This is a genomic window from Bacillus cereus group sp. MYBK101-2, from assembly GCF_051918845.1.
GTDB lineage: Bacteria > Bacillota > Bacilli > Bacillales > Bacillaceae_G > Bacillus_A > Bacillus_A paranthracis.
Genome location: NZ_JBQAIE010000030.1, coordinates 1 through 15584 on the forward strand (window position 1 = coordinate 1; position 15584 = coordinate 15584).

The following is a 15584-nucleotide window of genomic DNA, read 5'->3' on the forward strand; positions in this document are numbered from 1 at the left end:
GGTTGTGGTGACTTAATTATATCAAAGATGGACGATTCTTTTTTATATTTTCTGTAAAGAAAGAGGTTGCCCAAAAGTAGCTATTCAGCTACTTTTGGGACAACCTCTTTTGTTATGCAGTAGGATTCTCTTTCTTATCTTTTAAGAAGAACAGCACAGCAAGGATTACGAGAATAATAGCTGCAATATCATATGTTATTTTGAATGTGGTATTAAAGTTTAAGTACTCTACTAAAGGAGTTTTGACTGCCCCAGCATATATGCAAATGGGAATGAGGAGCACATCGTAAAATTTCTTTTCTTTCATATATCTTATTAGGAAGAAGATACACATAATAGCAAAAAAGGCTACGCTTAAAATAGTCATTTATACCTCCAAATAGATTTGAAATTATATCACATTGTAACTGCATTTACATTTATATGCAAGTTGCTATTTTCATGCGCTATGCACGCTACTCTGATTCTTTTCTTTCCTAGCCGTAAGTAACTGAGGAGTGAAAATCCCAAGTAGTATAAAGATGATCCCAATCCACTGCATAAACGTTACGACTTCATGTACAAGTGTAATAGAAGCGATAATGGCGGTTGGTAATTCAGCTGCTCCTAGTATTGTACCCAGTCCTGTTCCTACTTTCGGTACGCCAATTGAAAAACAAATGACAGGTACGACAACGCCGAACAACCCGAGGAAGAAAGCATATTTCCAAAGGCCGGCTTGCAGGGCACCATCGGTTAAAAAGGTTGGCGGGAAGAATAGGCATACGATAAGAGTAGCGCTTGTTGTCATAAGAAAGCTTTTCGTATAAGGCGGAACTTCTGTAGCAACACGCCCGCTTGCAAAAACATAGAATGAAAAAGAGACAGCGGCTAATAGACCAAAGATCATACCTTTCGTGGAAAAGCTTTGCCCGAGGCCTTCAAAGACACCGCCTGCAAACAATGTACCAGTAAATAAAATAATGATAGATATAACTTTCTCACGGCTTGGAAATGTTCGGTTTGCAATTGCTTCAATAACAACACCAATCCATGTGAACTGGAAAAGTAGGACGACAGCGATAGATGCTGGTAGTTCTTCTACAGAAATAGCGTAGAAGATACCGGTCATACTCATCGTTGTGCCAACTGTTAGTAAGGAAAAGAATTGCTTTTTTGTTACTTTATGACGTGAAACGAAAAGAACGAGCAGAAGAAGACCGATCCATCCGAAGACATATTGACCTCCTAATAGTTGATGGGCTGAAAATCCATCAATGAATCCGAGTTTGAAAATAGTTGAAAGTACGCCGTAGCTACAAGCTCCGAATAAAACGAGTAATGAATACTTAAATTTTTCCATGAAAATCCTCCTTTTACATAATAAAAAACGCCCGCTATCCAAATAAGGATAACGGGCGAACGAAACAGAGTCATATACTCTACAAAATTCCGCCACTCATACGAAGTATGAATTTGGGATATGAAATTGTAGTAGGTTTTTACATTGCTTTTGGGAATACAATAGAACATTTTACACCTTGAGGCGTGTTTTGTATACCATAAGGAAATTGATGTTTATCTAGTATTTGTTTTACAATGTATAACCCAAGACCACTGCCTTGTACTAAGCCATGTTTGTCAGGGTTTGCGCGATAGAATGGCTCAAATAAATGGGCAAGTTTATCCTCATCTATTTGTGAACCTGTATTTAATACTTCTAATGCGTAACCGTTTGGCTTTTCATAAAGCTTTATATATACATGCTGATGGTCAATTGTATAATGAATTGCATTTGAAATAATGTTAAAAATGGCAGTTTGAATAAATTTAGGATCAGCTAAAACTTGTACATCTTGTTTAATGTTAGATTGAACATTTAACTGCTTTACAGATACGAAATAATCTACTTTCTTCATAACGTCCTCAATAATATTAGTTAATGAGATAACTTTTAAATCAGGTTTAAATTGAGGGTTTTGTATTTTGGATAATTCCGACATTTTTTCCGTTAATATGTTAATGTCTTGCATCATTTCATAGGAACGTTTTAAATATTTATCTCTATCTTTATAAGCTCCAATTCCGTGAATCATGCCATCTAGTTGTCCCATAACGGCTGCGATTGGTGTTTTTAATTCATGGGAAACCATAGACATAAATTCTTTACGAGATTGTTCTAATTGTTGTTCCTTTTTGAGTTCATTTCTTAAATCTTGATTGCTTGCATGTAAATTCTTCACTATATTTGGTACTTGTGAAGCAGCTACTTGTAAATCAAAATCTGTTTGATCCGTATTTTTGTTGAGTAGCTTTTTATCTGAGAAATCAAGATTCATAATATCTTTTAAAGCATCACTCATATATTGAAAAGGTTTAGCAATTAGTTTTGCATAAATTAAAGATCCGAGCAAAGATAATGCAAGCATTGTCGCGCCAATATGTGGAGCTAACTGCTGCAGTGCGTCTGTTAATTTTGGATCATCTTGTGCATCATTTGCTTTACTTGCTGCATTTTGTTTATGTAAGGCATCATTAGTAGCGACTTGCTTTTCCGTTTCTGTAGACGGAGCAGAAGCGCTATTTTTCCCCGAAATATTTTGAGTATGTTCTTTTGCTTTTGCAGTTTGGCTAGGCTGCAAAAGATGGTTGATAGCTGTAGAGAGAGAATTATAATCTATAATAGAAGATTGGAAATTAAACATATCCCCCTGTGATACAGCTTTATTTTGATTCATTTTACTTTGGTCGTTTTGTTCATCTGAATCCGCTTGTTCTGTAGTATGCGTTCCATTTTCTTTCGCAAAACGTTCTTTATCGTAGTTTGAAGCTAAGAAGTAAATAACTTGATAAAGACAAAGTGATAAAAGAATACAAAATAATAAGGTTTTGATGAAAATATTTTTGGTGATGTTGTCTTTGCTACGATTCGATTTTGTAGCCAATGCCTTTCACCGTTTTAATATAAGGAATTCCTAATTTTTTTCGTAAGTTTTTAATGTGTGTATCTATAACTCTTACATCACCATAATGTTCATAGCCCCATACCTTATTCAACAAATCACTTCTTGATAATACTTTTCCTCGATTTTGCAGTAAAGTATAAATAATTTCAAATTCTTTTGTTGTCAATTCAATTTGATTACCATGAACATAAGCGGCGTATGCTGTAGAATTTAACATCAATTCATGGAATTGTAGTATAGTCGCAGCTTCGGCTTCCTTCGTTGCTGCCCTTCTTAATACAGCTTCTACACGTTTAATAAATACGGTGTAATGGAACGGTTTCGTAATATAGTCATCAATACCTAATTCAAATCCTTTAATTTCACTTTCTTCATTATGTAAGCCTGTTAACATAATGATTGGTACATCAGATTGTCCTCGCATAATTTTACAAATACTATAGCCATCTATATCTGGTAACATCACATCAAGGAGGACAAGATCGTATGAATTTTTTTGGAAAAGAAGTATACCTTCTGTTCCAGCACCAACGACATCAACAGTAAAGTTTTGTGCCATTAGAAATTCACGAATTAGTTCTTGTATATCTGGGTTGTCTTCAATCACCAGTATATGCGTCATAGTAACACCTCCTAAATAACGCTTTTAACTGCAATATTCGAATTCATCATTTTTCCGATGACTCAGATTGTTTATACATATAATAAGCCCCTGCCATAAAATAATCATGAAAGTAGCAAGGGGAGTTGTTTAGTGAAACTGAATATTTAAGAATTACAGTAATTCTATTATAGTATGTATTATAAAATTTATAAAATATTATAACTGTATAATTTTAATATCCATGTTTATCAATGTTTGGATGTTACCTAACACAATCTATTCCTATTATATATGTAAATACAGTTGTTTTGCTACTGTAAATGAAGAAATAAAATAAGCCAAGACATAAAATTCTTGGCTACACGTAAATCGCGCTTTGAGGTTATTTTACAGTGACAGTAGCTTGCTGGGGAATACGCTCAAATAACCAGTGTATATCATTGTTATACATACGAATACAACCTAGTGTTGTCCACTTACCAATTGCCTGATTATTGTTCGTACCATGAATCGCATAAGTTGTTCCGTAAGTTCCTGCCATGTTTAGTCCGAGCCAACGGTCACCAAGCGGATTACGTGGATCGCCGCCTTTAATTTTGCCTGTGTAATAAGGGCGATTTTTAATTTTATTTACGATTTGAAAAGTACCTTTAGGTGTAGGAGTAGCTGCTTTTCCAGTAGCGACAGTAAAACTTTTTATGAATTTTCCGTTTTGATAGTAATCCATTTTATTTAACTGTGTATTCACGATAAGCTGGTCATTTGTTGTAGCTGCCTCAGCATTTGTGAATGGAATAGTTAAAACTCCTAATGATAATAGTGCGCTTAATAATAGTTTTTTCATTTTATTCTCCTTTTTACTATTGTAATAGTCTTACATACAATGAATTTGCAATCCTCGTAATACTTTATTTACATTTTCATCTAATGTTTCAAAGAAGGTAGTAATTTTGGCATTGTGTTTGTTGTTTTTATCAATAAGTAATCTTTCATTTAATAAAAGTTCGCCATGTAGTCCAAAACTTTGAACTTGAATATTTAATTCATCTTCCGTTTCAGAAATAATTGGTAAGAAGTAGTGAAAAGCTTTCGTTGGAATGATGTAGCTTTTGCCAATCATGCTTTCTTGATTTGAATTAATCCATTTTTTCGTAACAATCTTAATGTTCTTTTTTGAAACGATAAAAGATAGTGTTGTAGACTTTGTTAAACTTACGTCAAATTCATTTGTTTCACATATGTGTAAATTAAAAACGGTTTCATTTTGGTGAGATTCAACATTTGTATTAATAAAATCGTGCATTTTATAAGCTTCCATTTTTTATTCACCCTTTTTTCAATTTCGAAAAGCGATTAATATTTATTCAAATTAATGTTTAGTCATATATTGGTTAAATTTTTCAACAAATTCCGATATAATCTTACAATACGTATATGAAGCTAATATGAAGTTAGTATGAGTTTGTAGTGGTTTTTTATTAAGAACAAAATATAACGATTTTTAAGTGTTAAAAAATGGATAAAAAGTGCATATTAAGGCCCTAATTTTTCGCAGTGTATACTTGTTAAATTGTTTTAAAATGAGAGTACATAATGAACGTAAAAGTTTAGTGAGAGTCTTACAAAAATGTAATAAAAATGTAAGCTATTGTGATAGTTATTTCGACAATTTTTTTATACAATATTAGTAAGAAGTTGCACGTGATTGAGAGGAGAGATGACATGGAATGGATTCATGAATTATTTCAGCAATACGGGTACTATGTTGTACTTGTTGGTTTGCTGTTAGAATATATTGCACTTCCGTTTCCGGGAGAGCCAACGTTAGCATATGCGGGATTTTTAGCACATAAAGGTGATTTAAGTTTACCGATTTTAATTATCCTATCCTTCATTGGGACAAGTGTAGGAATGACGATCCAATACTTTTTAGGAAATAAATTAGGAATGCCCTTTGTTCAAAAGTATGGGAAATACGTATTTTTAACACAAAGAAAAATCGACTTAACAAGAATGTGGTTTGATAAGTATGGATACTTCTTGATTTTTATCGGTTTCTTTATTCCTGGTGTACGTCACTTTACAGGATACTTTGCAGGAATTATTAACTTACCATTCCGCCGTTTTGCAATTACAATTTACTCAGGTGCTCTATTTTGGGTATCATTCTTCTTAATTGGTGGTTACTGGTTAGGTGGAAACTTGCATGATATTTTTGGAGCGCTAGAAGGTCACATCGGTAAAATTATTTTTGGAGTGATTGCGATTGTAGCAATTACGTTAGGAGTTCGTTTCCGCAAACAGTTAAAACGAGTATTCTTACAAAACGCAAGTTAATATGGAATCCATTCTATGTCAAAAATTAGGGAGGCAGTGCAGATGCACTGCCTTTTTTATTTGATGTTCCAATCTATTTTCAACTTTCCTTTTAATTGATTTCCGCTAACTATAATGTAATAAGTACCTGTCTTAATTGCTGCGAAATGGTACGTATTAGGACCAGCTGGAGCTAAATAATTTTCTTCCTCTTGAAATTCACTAGCCATTTTTATGTCCCCTATGTAGCCATTCAAATTATCAGTTCGTGATTCAATAGTGAATTCTAATATGTCACCTCGTTTTAATTCAATTGGGACTTTATGTTCACCACTAAAATGTTGAAAAGATGCTTCGAAAGAGTTATCGGTTTTTCTTTCGACCCATTGTTCTTTTGATGTTCCAACCCTTTCTATATCTACTAAGTTAATTGTGATAAATATAATAAGCATAATGCTTGGTACGAAATACGGTATCCACTTAAATTTTGTTGCTATGACTGTACATAAATAGAAAGAAAGAGAACATACTGCTCCGATTGATCCGAGGAACAAGAACTGTATTAGATCAGCTTCTTTAAATATTAAAAAGGGAAGAAAAAATAAATAGCCGCAAAAAATATAAAGTAATAATTTCTTCAGTCTTGTATGTGTTTTTAATTTCAATTTATCTATGCAAATAGAACAAAAAATTGCATATACCGCAAGGACAGGAACGAAGGGAACATATAGTAGTTCTCGTAATCCAGCTAAGAAACTATATAATGTTGGTTGACTAGTTGTTAAGAGAAGCATGCTTATAAGTGATAATAAAAAGAAAGTCGCTGTAAGTTTAGTAAGAATATAGAAAAAAGTAGATGTTTTACTCATAGGTCACTTCCTTTGTTTAATATTTCACATTCATTATATAGGTTATTTCCATCATAATATATCTTTATTTTTGTCAATTATTAACGTCAAAATGACAATTATAATTGACAAAAATAAGGGTATTATTTACAATTTGATTAAATAAATGAAAAAGAGGGAAGACATGAAGCTTCAAAATCGAGTGAGAGAATTGCGGGCAAAGCATCGTTTATCACAAGGGGATTTAGGGAAAGCGATTGGATCATCGCGGCAAACGATTAGTTTAATTGAGCGCGGGGATTATGCACCATCTATCGTATTGTCGTTAAAAATTGCACAAATTTTCAACGTACCGGTGGAGGAAATATTTGAGTTGGTGGAGGGGGAAGAGTAAAGTGAAGGGGAAACAATCAGCAATAGTAAAGTTGTTAGTGGGAGCGGTTTTTGGTGGATTTATAGGGTATGTAGGAGGAGATATTGCGACAACTAGTACTAGCAAAATGCCATCTGTTATAAGTATTGTTATAATGATGCTACTTGGAGTAGGGGCGATATATTATATTGGGAAGCGTACAAGGGCGCTTTTACAGACAAGAGATGAAGAAGAAAGTAGTAGCGGACGAAGGCTTGGAATCGCACTCATTTATTTACGAGTAATGGAAATTGTCGTTATGTCCTGGTTCGTTTGTTCTGTTATTTCTGTTTATAAAGTGTATGTGGCTGCGGGGAATTTATTTTGGGTGATCGTCAGTTTAACGCTGTCTACAGTCGGCTTTATGATAACGACTTGGTTAGGAAGTGTAACGAGAAAGAAATATAACACGTTATACCCAGAACAGAGTGTAACGTATTCACAGTCAATGGAAATGTGGGCGAAAAATGCAGATGAAGGACAACAACAAATTGTACATGAAGCGGGATATAAAGCATATCGCTATACAAATATGACACTTGTTTGTGCATGGTTTGTAGCGATTGTGTATGCGCTGTTAGATGGGAAGGACTTCCTTATGGTTATTATGATTTCATTTATTTGGGTTTTACATGTTGGAACATATATGTACGAAATGCATAGAAAAATGATTTATTAAGGGGAGAAAAAGGTGGATATTTTAAGAAGGCCAGCTGGCTCAATGACAGTGGCGCTAATTCTGTCCATTTTATACGGAGTAATCCGAACTGGGAAATTAGAAGTAATTTTGAACCTATGGGCAATAGTTGGAATTGCATTGTTAGTGTTAACCATTCATGAGCTAGGACATGTAGTAGTTGGTTTAATAGGCGGTTTGAATTTCAAATTTATGACAGTAGGGCCGATTACTTTTCAAAAAGAGAAGGGGAAAGTACGCATTCGAGAAAATAAATTGTGGATGTACTTTGGAGGCGTGGCGATGTTAGTGCCTCCTTCTATAGAGACACCGAATCTTTCAAAAAAATGGGCATGGATGACTTTAGGTGGACCGATTACGAGTTTATTATTTGGTATTACTTCCGGTTACATATACATGGTGAGTTATTATCAATATCTTTTATATTTTTCTGTTTTACACTTTGTCATTTTTGCAGCTACAATCGTACCGATAAAAGGAACGTTTTTGAGTGATGGCATGCAATTTCTTATTTTAATTAAAGATGATGAAAAGGCTAGGCAGCATTTATATAACATTCAAGTATCGAGTGAATTATTTAGTTATAAAAGGCCGAAAGATTGGGATGAGAGATTAATAGAGCTTAGTGAGGAAAAATTAAAAGAGGATAAAAGTATAAGAGATATAATGAGTGGACTTATGCTCGTTTTTTATGCTAGAGCTGATCAAGAGGGAATGGAAAGAGCGATACTGTATGTAGAAACAATTGTTCAACTACCTGTAACGAAAGAAAATAAGTTTTTCGTTAGTAGTTTTCATAGTTGGTATCTTTTATATAAAGCTCTTTATGAGATGGATCGTCTTTCTTTGCAAGAAGCAAAGGAACGTGGAAAGGCTATTACAAAAATAGACTTACATGGGTATTATCGTACACAAGGAATTGTGAAATATGTAGAGGGCGATATGGAAGCTTCCAACGTTTATATGAGGAAAGCCGATAAAGAATTGAAGAGCGCTGAGAAGAGTGAAATGGGATATTTACAATTAGAGAGAGAATGGTTTGAGCAGCTGAAAGAGAGGGTATCTTACGATGGGTGAGGTATCCTCTTTTTTCTATGTCGTCTTATGCCGTTCCATAAAAAGTGTGGGGAGAGTAAAATAAGATATGAAGAGCAGAGCTTGGAGGAATTCTAGATGGAAATTTTAACGATTATTTTAATCGTCTTGCTCATTTATGCTGTTTTTAAAGTGGCATATGTAGCATTAAAAATACTCGCGATCTTATTAATTATCTTTTTAATCGTAGAGTTCGGCAGTAAATTGCTTGGGGGATAGGGTATGTTGAGCGTCTTAATTGTCGAAGAATGTCGGTAAGTCGATATCCTGTGTCGAACCGTCGATATAATGAAAAAATCGCTGATATAAGTGGAGAAATCGTCGATATATTTGAAAAATCGTTAATATAATCCGGTTGATACTGGATGGGGTATATGGAAAAGAAGTTACCGTGAAGGTAACTTCTTTTTATTTGTTTATAAATTGTTTATTTTTACCTTCTATTCTTAGAGTAAGGAGGCGGTAGAGATGAAAAAAGCGGTTTTAGAAGTAAGAGATGTGACGAAAAAGGTGAAGGGGAGAACGTTGCTAAGTCATATGTCTTTTTCTGTTTATAAAAATGAGATTTGTGGTTTTGTTGGGCCAAATGGTTCTGGGAAGACAACTCTTATTCGAACAATTATGGGGTTAATTCGACCAAATGAAGGAGAGATATTAGTTAATGGTATTAGCGTACAAAAAAATCGGAAAGAAGCTCTTCAGCATGTAGGTGCAATTGTAGAAGCTCCAATTTTTTTCTCTTATATGTCAGGACGAAAAAATTTGCGGAATTTAGGGAGGATTACGTTACGTACTGGTGGAGAAGTTCTTGAAAATAAAGTGCAGCAAGTATTAGAAATCGTCGGTTTAGAAAATCGTGCTGACGATAAAGTTGGTACGTATTCGTTAGGGATGAAGCAGCGTTTAGGGATTGCACAGGCGCTTCTTGGGAATCCAGATTTTATTATTTTGGATGAACCGTCTAATGGATTAGATCCAGTTGGAATTAAGCAGCTTCGTAAAATTGTACTCGATTTACAGCGTGAGAAGGGAATTACTTTCTTTATTTCTAGTCATTTAATTCGTGAATTGGAGCTTATGTGTGATTCATGGGTCATGATTCGAGAAGGATCATTAATATGGCGGGGAACGACGGAAGAATTGCAAGGAAGGAATAAAGAATTAGAAGATATTTTCGTGGAGATGATGAGCTCATGATGATGTTAGTACGCTCGGAATGGGAGCGGCTTTGGGCGAAGAAAGTAACATGGCTTTGTTTTTTGATGATACCAGTGATGTTACTTGGGGCTGCTAAGTACTATTTAAAACATAATCAAGAGGTCGAAAGGATAGCGGTTGATTATACATATGCGAATTCGTTCCCCGTCCTTGCATTATCTGAAATGCTTATGAGTATATGTAATCTTGTTTTACTCGTTTTAATTGTTCTTGTGTTTGCTCAAGAGTATCATAGCGGTCAAATTAGGATGGTAATCCAAAGATCATATACGTATTCGGAGGTTTTGATTGCAAAAATAATTACGATAGTAGCGGTAAGTTTGCTATTTATAAGTGTTTATTTTATTTGCAGTTATTGTATTGGCTATATTTTCTTTGAGCATGAACCGAATATTCTTTTGTTTTATCATACGGAAAAAACGAATGCACTTGGCGTGTTCTTATACTGTATTTCTTATTACGGAATTGCTTATCTTACTTTAATAGCAATGGCTAGCATATTAATTATGCTGTCGGTTATAAGTAAATCGACAACAAGTGCGACTCTTCTCGGTATGGGATTCATTATATTTTCCTTTGGATACCCAGCGATGGCGTTAGTGATAGGCCAATCCCCGACTTTTCTTTATATTAATTATTCTTCTTTAATTAAATTGCAACATGAAGGAATTGCTATATCTTTATCTGGTAGTTCAAGAATGATTCTTTTTGGATCTGTAGTTTTATTACTATACATTGTTGTTTGTAATACTGTAACAGTTTATTGGATAGGGAAAAAAGATAATTTTGTGTGAGGTGTAAAGAATGAGACAAATACTTATAAGTGAATTTGAACGGATTTTTAATAGAAAAAAGACGAAAGCATTAATAGTTATTTTTGGGCTGCTACTTATTTTGCATAGCGTATGGGTTCATACTTTTGGAGTTGCCATTTATGATACAAAAGGAACAGAAGCAATCTTAAGTAATTTAAACTTTCCTGTCGCAGTTACAAGAGAATGGTATTTTATGTTATTCTTATTAATTTTTCCAATCTTATTTATTGATAGTTTTAATAGTGAAATTTCATCTGGTGCGTATCGGCTTGTTATGATTCGTCCCGTAGGTAGATGGGAATTATTATTGGCGAAATGGATTACTCAAATGAGCATTGTAAGTTTGTTTTTGTTAATGGCATTCATTGAGAGTTATATATATGGAACATTTTTTATAAGGCGTGCAGAAGAGACATTCTTTTTAGATAAACAAGTCATTTATAGTGCGAATGCTTCTATTTTATATACTGTAAAATATTATTTAATACTATGGTTTATAGCAAGTGCTTTAACAATGTTGAGTAGTTTTGTAAGTCTGTGGTTTCAAAACGCTATCATTACGTATTTTGTAATAGTTGGTTTATTAGTAGCAAGTTTATATGTGAATGAAGAATTAAGTTATTTTGTAATTGGAAGTGGATCAATTCTAAGAATATTAAGTGAGGGGAAAGGAACATTTTACCTGATAAATGGTACAATTTTAGGAGGATGTGCAATAGCGGCTATGTTTAGTTGGTGTAAAAAAGATATATTTAATTAGGGGGGACTTGCCGTGACGAGCAAAATACTACTTGTAGACGATGAACCAGATATTCTTACATTTATTGAAGATAGTCTTGTCATGGAAGGATATGAAGTAAGAAGTGCATTAAGTGGTGAAGAAGCTTTGAAGAAATTAGATAATAGCGTGGATCTCATTATTTTAGACGTTATGTTGCCAGATATGAATGGGTTTAAAGTTTGCGAGAAGATGAGAGAGTCTTATGCATGCCCAATCTTATTTTTAAGTGCGGATAGTAGTGAACGGTCTCGGATAGAAGGTTTATTGATTGGTGGAGACGATTATATTAGTAAGCCATTTAGTTTAAAAGAGTTGAAAGCAAGAATTGTTGCCAATTTGCGCCGTACGACAGATTTAAGAATGGTAGATCAAAAGGAATTTCTACGCTATGGAAGTATATTAATAGATTTGCAAAACTACGAAATAATGAATGGGAAAGAAAAAATTCATTTTACAAAGAAAGAGTATGAAGTTGTGAAAATGTTAGCACTTCATGCTGGTCAAGTTTTGACGAAAGAGCAGCTGTTTGAAAAGATTTGGGGATATGATAGTGAAAGTGATGTCTCTACTGTAGTTGAGCATATAAAGAAAATTAGAACAAAGCTTAGTGTATATGACAGAGAAAATACATATATTCAAACGGTGTGGGGAATTGGATATAAGTGGAGTGTACAGAATTGATGCAAAGGTTAAGGATTAAACAACAGCTAGTAGCTGGCTTCTTAATAGTTCTACTTGGTAGTTTAATACTAACGGTTTTAACAGCGGCTAGTGGTTGGTATTGGCTAACGAAGAATGGGAAAGTATTTCCTGCGAATTATTATGAACAGAAAATCCCTATGATAAAAGAATATGTAAAAGATAAAGGCATACTATTGTTAAATGAGAAAGAGCGAAATGGATTAGAGAAAATTGTCCCTAAAGAGGGAATTAAATATCAAATTGTTAATAGGCAAGGAGATATTTCTTATGGTACATATAACAAGAAATTAATAACAAATGAGAGACCGATTTCGAGTGTTATTAATACAAATATTTATGGTGAAGAAGATGATAATGAAGTTACGACATATCTGCCTTTAGTAGATAGGAATGGAGATTTACAAGGAGCGATAGGGTTTAATTATCATTTAACAATATCTACTGCTTCGGCAGTTGATTCCTTTTTTGTAATCTTATTTTTAGCTTCACCCTTTATATACATTACAATTTTGTCCTACATTATTTCAAATCGAATGGGAAAAAGAATAAAGAAACCACTAGTTGAACTATCAGAGGCCTCAAAAAGAATTCAAGAGCAGGATTTAAATTTTCATTTAGAGTACAACGCGAAAAATGAAATTGGTGAATTAGTCAGTTCGTTTGAAAATATGCGTGCAGCGCTAGCTACTAGTTTGTCACGACAATGGGAGTTAGAAGAAGAAAGGAGAGAATATATTAGAGCTATTTCTCACGATTTGAAAACGCCATTAACGATTGTGCAAGGTCATACAGAAGGTTTGCAAAGTGGTTTATGGAAAAATGAAGATTTGTTACATCGGTATTTACAAACGATTGAAAGAAACACAAACAGAATGACAAAGCTTCTTGAGGAGTTCCAAATAGTAAATGAGCTAGAGAGTTTCTCATTTCAATTACGTTTAAATAAAGTACATATAAATCCATTCTTTCTTAAAAAACTAGAAGAATATGAATGCATAGCTAGAAAAAAAGAAATTGATTGGGATGTCATCTTTGAAAATAATGAGGATATACAAAGCTTAGTATTTGATCAAGAGCGAATCAGTCAAGTAATGGACAACATCGTAATGAATGCAGTTCGATTTACTCCGGTGTCAGGGAAGATGCTTTTGAAAGTATGTGCTTGGCATGAAGCAATAGAGTTTCATGTATATGATTCAGGGCCTGGTTTTCAAGAAGGAGATTTTAAAAAAGTATTACAACGTTTTTATCAGGGAGATCAGTCGCGTTCAGGAAGCAAGGAGCATTTTGGACTCGGGTTATATATTGCTAAGACAATCGTTGAGAAGCATGGTGGTAAAATTCAGGTAGAAAATAGTGAGGTGAGAGGCGGGGCACACGTTTCGTTTCGGATTCCGAGCGGAGGTATATAGATGAAAATTGATTGTCGAAGAATGTCGGTAAGTCGATATTCTGTGTCGAACCGTCGATATAATGAAAAAATCACCGATATATTTGAAAAATCGCTGATATAATCTGGTTGGTACTGGATGGGGTATATGGAAAAGAAGTTGCCGTGAGGGTAACTTCTTTTTATTGTGATGCCGTGGTATGCACAACAACATAAAAAAGCTGGAAGAACATCTTCCAGCTTACGAGTTACTTTCAATTTGGCGACCGTTTTCTTCTTCGTTGTCTTGTAATAGGTTGAATACATCTGCTAGACAGAATGCAATGAACCAAGTCCATAGACCGTGGAAGAAAGCTGAGCTTAATTGAAGTGGTAATGTATAGTTAGTCATTGAGTAGGAAATACATCCGCCAACGATTCCGATCATTGTTAATAACATTGTTTTTTGCGCATTTTCTTCTGGATTAAAGAGGAAGAAAATGTATCCACCTAAAATTGAAGCGCTTACAAGTGTTTCGATTCCATTAAAAATGATATTCTCTCCAAGCTGAGTGTTTGTCCAGAAGCAGATTGTTCCGCCGATAATAGCAAACAGGACAGCTATTGTATATCGTATATATTGATTCATATGTTCATCTCCTTATGTAATAAGATGATTTGGAAGTCAAAAAGGTAGGTATAGTATATTGAAGTGAGTTTTAGTTGTACGTATCTTTTTATAAAAAGATCATTGAAGAGTGATCGGTTTTTTAAACCGTTACGTGTATGGTGATTGAAATATACCCGACTTCTCGTTTCTTTTTGTTTGTAAAATATGAGAAACTTCCAAGTCTATATACTCTTTTTTTGTGAGTCTGTTTTCATTATAACACATTTAGAGGCATAATAATAGAATTATCTGATTTTGTAATAAGTGTAAAAAATAAAAAGCGCAAAGAAATACCAGTAACGGTGCAGTTTAGAGGAAGAAGAATTTTCATTTACTATGATGAAATATGTAATCAAGGTGGGATATAAGAAGGGGACTTAAATACTATAAAAATGTTTTATGCCATGAATGGAAGGGAGGAGAGCTAACTTGGAATTCACAACAGAAAGATTAACAGTTAGACCTTTTAAGAGTACCGATTTACAGGATGTATTTGCCATTTATAATAATGATGATACATGTAAGTTCCTATTACATAATAAGTGGACTCATGAAGACATGCAGAAAAGATTTAATAAGAAGCTAGAAAATAATGTACTTACTAAAGATTCAATATTAAGTTTAGCAGTTATATACAAAACGAAAGTAGTTGGTGATTTATCTGTATGGTACACAAATATGAAAGACACTGTTGAGATTGGTTATAGTTTTTCAAATGAAGTAACTGGAAGAGGTTTGGCAACAGAAGCAGTAAGTCGTTTGGTATTTAAATTATTTAATGAATGTAATGTACACCGTATACAAGCTAATCTTGATGCACGAAATACAGCTTCACAAAAATTGTGTGAACGAATAGGCATGAGAAAGGAAGCACATTTCATACAAGATTTCTGGAATAAAGATGAATGGACAGATAGTATTGTATATGGAATGCTATCCTCCGATTTGTAGTAATAAACTTAATGATTGTATTATGCTAAAGGGTACGTGAGTTGAATAACAAAGAGGTTGTCCCAAAAGGTCGTTAAAAACGAACTTTTGGAGACAACTTCTTTTATTTTTCCTGTATATGGATAAAAACCCCAATCATAAGTAGAAAAACAATGGGTTTT

Annotated in this window: 19 protein-coding genes; 11 read left to right on the forward strand and 8 right to left on the reverse strand. The window is 33.9% G+C overall.

The window, feature by feature from the left end; translation table 11 throughout:
* Positions 1–112 precede the first annotated feature (112 nt).
* The 6 genes from ACTFSI_RS27370 to ACTFSI_RS27395 form a co-directional block, all read right to left on the reverse strand.
* Complete coding sequence (locus ACTFSI_RS27370) at positions 113–367, reverse strand: hypothetical protein (protein ID WP_000154154.1); 255 nt, start codon at positions 365–367, stop codon at positions 113–115.
* Positions 368–439: 72 nt separating this feature from the next.
* A complete protein-coding gene (locus tag ACTFSI_RS27375; RefSeq protein ID WP_000410500.1) occupies positions 440–1342 on the reverse strand; it encodes an EamA family transporter in 903 nt (300 codons plus the stop codon).
* 139 nt (positions 1343–1481) lie between these two features.
* The gene (locus tag ACTFSI_RS27380; RefSeq protein WP_000201970.1) at positions 1482–2924 is read right to left on the reverse strand and encodes a sensor histidine kinase; all 1443 of its coding nucleotides are present in this window, start codon (positions 2922–2924) and stop codon (positions 1482–1484) included.
* Complete coding sequence (locus ACTFSI_RS27385) at positions 2902–3567, reverse strand: response regulator transcription factor (RefSeq protein WP_000148833.1); 666 nt, start codon at positions 3565–3567, stop codon at positions 2902–2904. The genes ACTFSI_RS27380 and ACTFSI_RS27385 overlap by 23 nt, the downstream gene beginning before the upstream one ends.
* Before the next feature lie 364 nt (positions 3568–3931).
* Positions 3932–4393 carry a L,D-transpeptidase gene (locus ACTFSI_RS27390; RefSeq protein ID WP_000735065.1) on the reverse strand — a complete coding sequence of 154 codons (462 nt, stop codon included), beginning with the start codon at positions 4391–4393 and terminating at the stop codon, positions 3932–3934.
* 30 nt (positions 4394–4423) lie between these two features.
* Positions 4424–4867, reverse strand: coding sequence for a DUF3978 domain-containing protein (locus tag ACTFSI_RS27395; RefSeq protein ID WP_000388752.1), 444 nt, complete (start codon positions 4865–4867; stop codon positions 4424–4426).
* A gap of 404 nt (positions 4868–5271) precedes the next feature.
* Between ACTFSI_RS27395 and ACTFSI_RS27400 the strand changes: the two genes are divergently transcribed.
* Positions 5272–5886, forward strand: a complete 615-nt coding sequence (locus tag ACTFSI_RS27400; RefSeq protein ID WP_000454758.1) for a DedA family protein — start codon at positions 5272–5274, stop codon at positions 5884–5886.
* 56 nt (positions 5887–5942) lie between these two features.
* Here the strand turns inward: ACTFSI_RS27400 and ACTFSI_RS27405 are convergent, their stop codons facing one another.
* Entirely contained in the window at positions 5943–6734 is a 792-nt protein-coding gene (locus ACTFSI_RS27405; protein WP_440045784.1) for a hypothetical protein, read from the reverse strand.
* Positions 6735–6897: 163 nt separating this feature from the next.
* Between ACTFSI_RS27405 and ACTFSI_RS27410 the strand changes: the two genes are divergently transcribed.
* From ACTFSI_RS27410 to ACTFSI_RS27450, 9 genes are all read left to right on the forward strand, one after another.
* Positions 6898–7107 (forward strand): helix-turn-helix transcriptional regulator, encoded by a 210-nt coding sequence (locus ACTFSI_RS27410; protein WP_000776163.1) that lies wholly within the window; start codon positions 6898–6900, stop codon positions 7105–7107.
* Between the two features lies 1 nt (position 7108).
* Complete coding sequence (locus ACTFSI_RS27415; RefSeq protein ID WP_000676873.1) at positions 7109–7804, forward strand: DUF3169 family protein; 696 nt, start codon at positions 7109–7111, stop codon at positions 7802–7804.
* A gap of 42 nt (positions 7805–7846) precedes the next feature.
* Positions 7847–8899: a M50 family metallopeptidase gene (locus ACTFSI_RS27420; RefSeq protein ID WP_138322587.1), complete on the forward strand. Its 1053-nt coding sequence runs from the start codon at positions 7847–7849 to the stop codon at positions 8897–8899.
* A gap of 96 nt (positions 8900–8995) precedes the next feature.
* On the forward strand, positions 8996–9136 hold the full coding sequence (locus ACTFSI_RS27425; RefSeq protein WP_000404782.1) for a DUF3985 family protein: 141 nt from the start codon (positions 8996–8998) through the stop codon (positions 9134–9136).
* Between the two features lie 249 nt (positions 9137–9385).
* Complete coding sequence (locus ACTFSI_RS27430) at positions 9386–10114, forward strand: ABC transporter ATP-binding protein (protein ID WP_270364333.1); 729 nt, start codon at positions 9386–9388, stop codon at positions 10112–10114.
* The gene (locus ACTFSI_RS27435; protein WP_000980091.1) at positions 10111–10929 is read left to right on the forward strand and encodes an ABC transporter permease subunit; all 819 of its coding nucleotides are present in this window, start codon (positions 10111–10113) and stop codon (positions 10927–10929) included. Before ACTFSI_RS27430 ends, ACTFSI_RS27435 begins: the two co-directional genes overlap by 4 nt.
* 10 nt (positions 10930–10939) lie before the next feature.
* Positions 10940–11710 carry an ABC transporter permease gene (locus ACTFSI_RS27440; protein WP_440045785.1) on the forward strand — a complete coding sequence of 257 codons (771 nt, stop codon included), beginning with the start codon at positions 10940–10942 and terminating at the stop codon, positions 11708–11710.
* 12 nt (positions 11711–11722) lie between these two features.
* Positions 11723–12412: a response regulator transcription factor gene (locus ACTFSI_RS27445; protein ID WP_000202047.1), complete on the forward strand. Its 690-nt coding sequence runs from the start codon at positions 11723–11725 to the stop codon at positions 12410–12412.
* Positions 12412–13845: a sensor histidine kinase gene (locus tag ACTFSI_RS27450; protein WP_014481785.1), complete on the forward strand. Its 1434-nt coding sequence runs from the start codon at positions 12412–12414 to the stop codon at positions 13843–13845. Before ACTFSI_RS27445 ends, ACTFSI_RS27450 begins: the two co-directional genes overlap by 1 nt.
* Before the next feature lie 219 nt (positions 13846–14064).
* Here the strand turns inward: ACTFSI_RS27450 and ACTFSI_RS27455 are convergent, their stop codons facing one another.
* Positions 14065–14451, reverse strand: a complete 387-nt coding sequence (locus ACTFSI_RS27455; RefSeq protein WP_001077770.1) for a DUF3938 domain-containing protein — start codon at positions 14449–14451, stop codon at positions 14065–14067.
* A 450-nt stretch (positions 14452–14901) separates the two neighbouring features.
* Here ACTFSI_RS27455 and ACTFSI_RS27460 point away from each other — a divergent pair, with 450 nt between their 5' ends.
* The gene (locus tag ACTFSI_RS27460; protein ID WP_000397317.1) at positions 14902–15423 is read left to right on the forward strand and encodes a GNAT family N-acetyltransferase; all 522 of its coding nucleotides are present in this window, start codon (positions 14902–14904) and stop codon (positions 15421–15423) included.
* The last annotated feature ends 161 nt before the right edge of the window (positions 15424–15584 follow it).

What these genes read in the sequence shown, in the direction of transcription:
- ACTFSI_RS27455 (WP_001077770.1), bottom strand. Translation starts at nt 14,451, where the DNA reads ATGAATCAATATATACGATATACAATAGCTGTCCTGTTTGCTATTATC.
- ACTFSI_RS27425 (WP_000404782.1), top strand. Translation starts at nt 8,996, where the DNA reads ATGGAAATTTTAACGATTATTTTAATCGTCTTGCTCATTTATGCTGTT.
- ACTFSI_RS27370 (WP_000154154.1), bottom strand. Translation starts at nt 367, where the DNA reads ATGACTATTTTAAGCGTAGCCTTTTTTGCTATTATGTGTATCTTCTTC.
- ACTFSI_RS27375 (WP_000410500.1), bottom strand. Translation starts at nt 1,342, where the DNA reads ATGGAAAAATTTAAGTATTCATTACTCGTTTTATTCGGAGCTTGTAGC.
- ACTFSI_RS27390 (WP_000735065.1), bottom strand. Translation starts at nt 4,393, where the DNA reads ATGAAAAAACTATTATTAAGCGCACTATTATCATTAGGAGTTTTAACT.
- ACTFSI_RS27450 (WP_014481785.1), top strand. Translation starts at nt 12,412, where the DNA reads ATGCAAAGGTTAAGGATTAAACAACAGCTAGTAGCTGGCTTCTTAATA.
- ACTFSI_RS27410 (WP_000776163.1), top strand. Translation starts at nt 6,898, where the DNA reads ATGAAGCTTCAAAATCGAGTGAGAGAATTGCGGGCAAAGCATCGTTTA.
- ACTFSI_RS27440 (WP_440045785.1), top strand. Translation starts at nt 10,940, where the DNA reads ATGAGACAAATACTTATAAGTGAATTTGAACGGATTTTTAATAGAAAA.
- ACTFSI_RS27435 (WP_000980091.1), top strand. Translation starts at nt 10,111, where the DNA reads ATGATGATGTTAGTACGCTCGGAATGGGAGCGGCTTTGGGCGAAGAAA.
- ACTFSI_RS27430 (WP_270364333.1), top strand. Translation starts at nt 9,386, where the DNA reads ATGAAAAAAGCGGTTTTAGAAGTAAGAGATGTGACGAAAAAGGTGAAG.
- ACTFSI_RS27395 (WP_000388752.1), bottom strand. Translation starts at nt 4,867, where the DNA reads ATGGAAGCTTATAAAATGCACGATTTTATTAATACAAATGTTGAATCT.
- ACTFSI_RS27420 (WP_138322587.1), top strand. Translation starts at nt 7,847, where the DNA reads ATGACAGTGGCGCTAATTCTGTCCATTTTATACGGAGTAATCCGAACT.
- ACTFSI_RS27405 (WP_440045784.1), bottom strand. Translation starts at nt 6,734, where the DNA reads ATGAGTAAAACATCTACTTTTTTCTATATTCTTACTAAACTTACAGCG.
- ACTFSI_RS27385 (WP_000148833.1), bottom strand. Translation starts at nt 3,567, where the DNA reads ATGACGCATATACTGGTGATTGAAGACAACCCAGATATACAAGAACTA.
- ACTFSI_RS27400 (WP_000454758.1), top strand. Translation starts at nt 5,272, where the DNA reads ATGGAATGGATTCATGAATTATTTCAGCAATACGGGTACTATGTTGTA.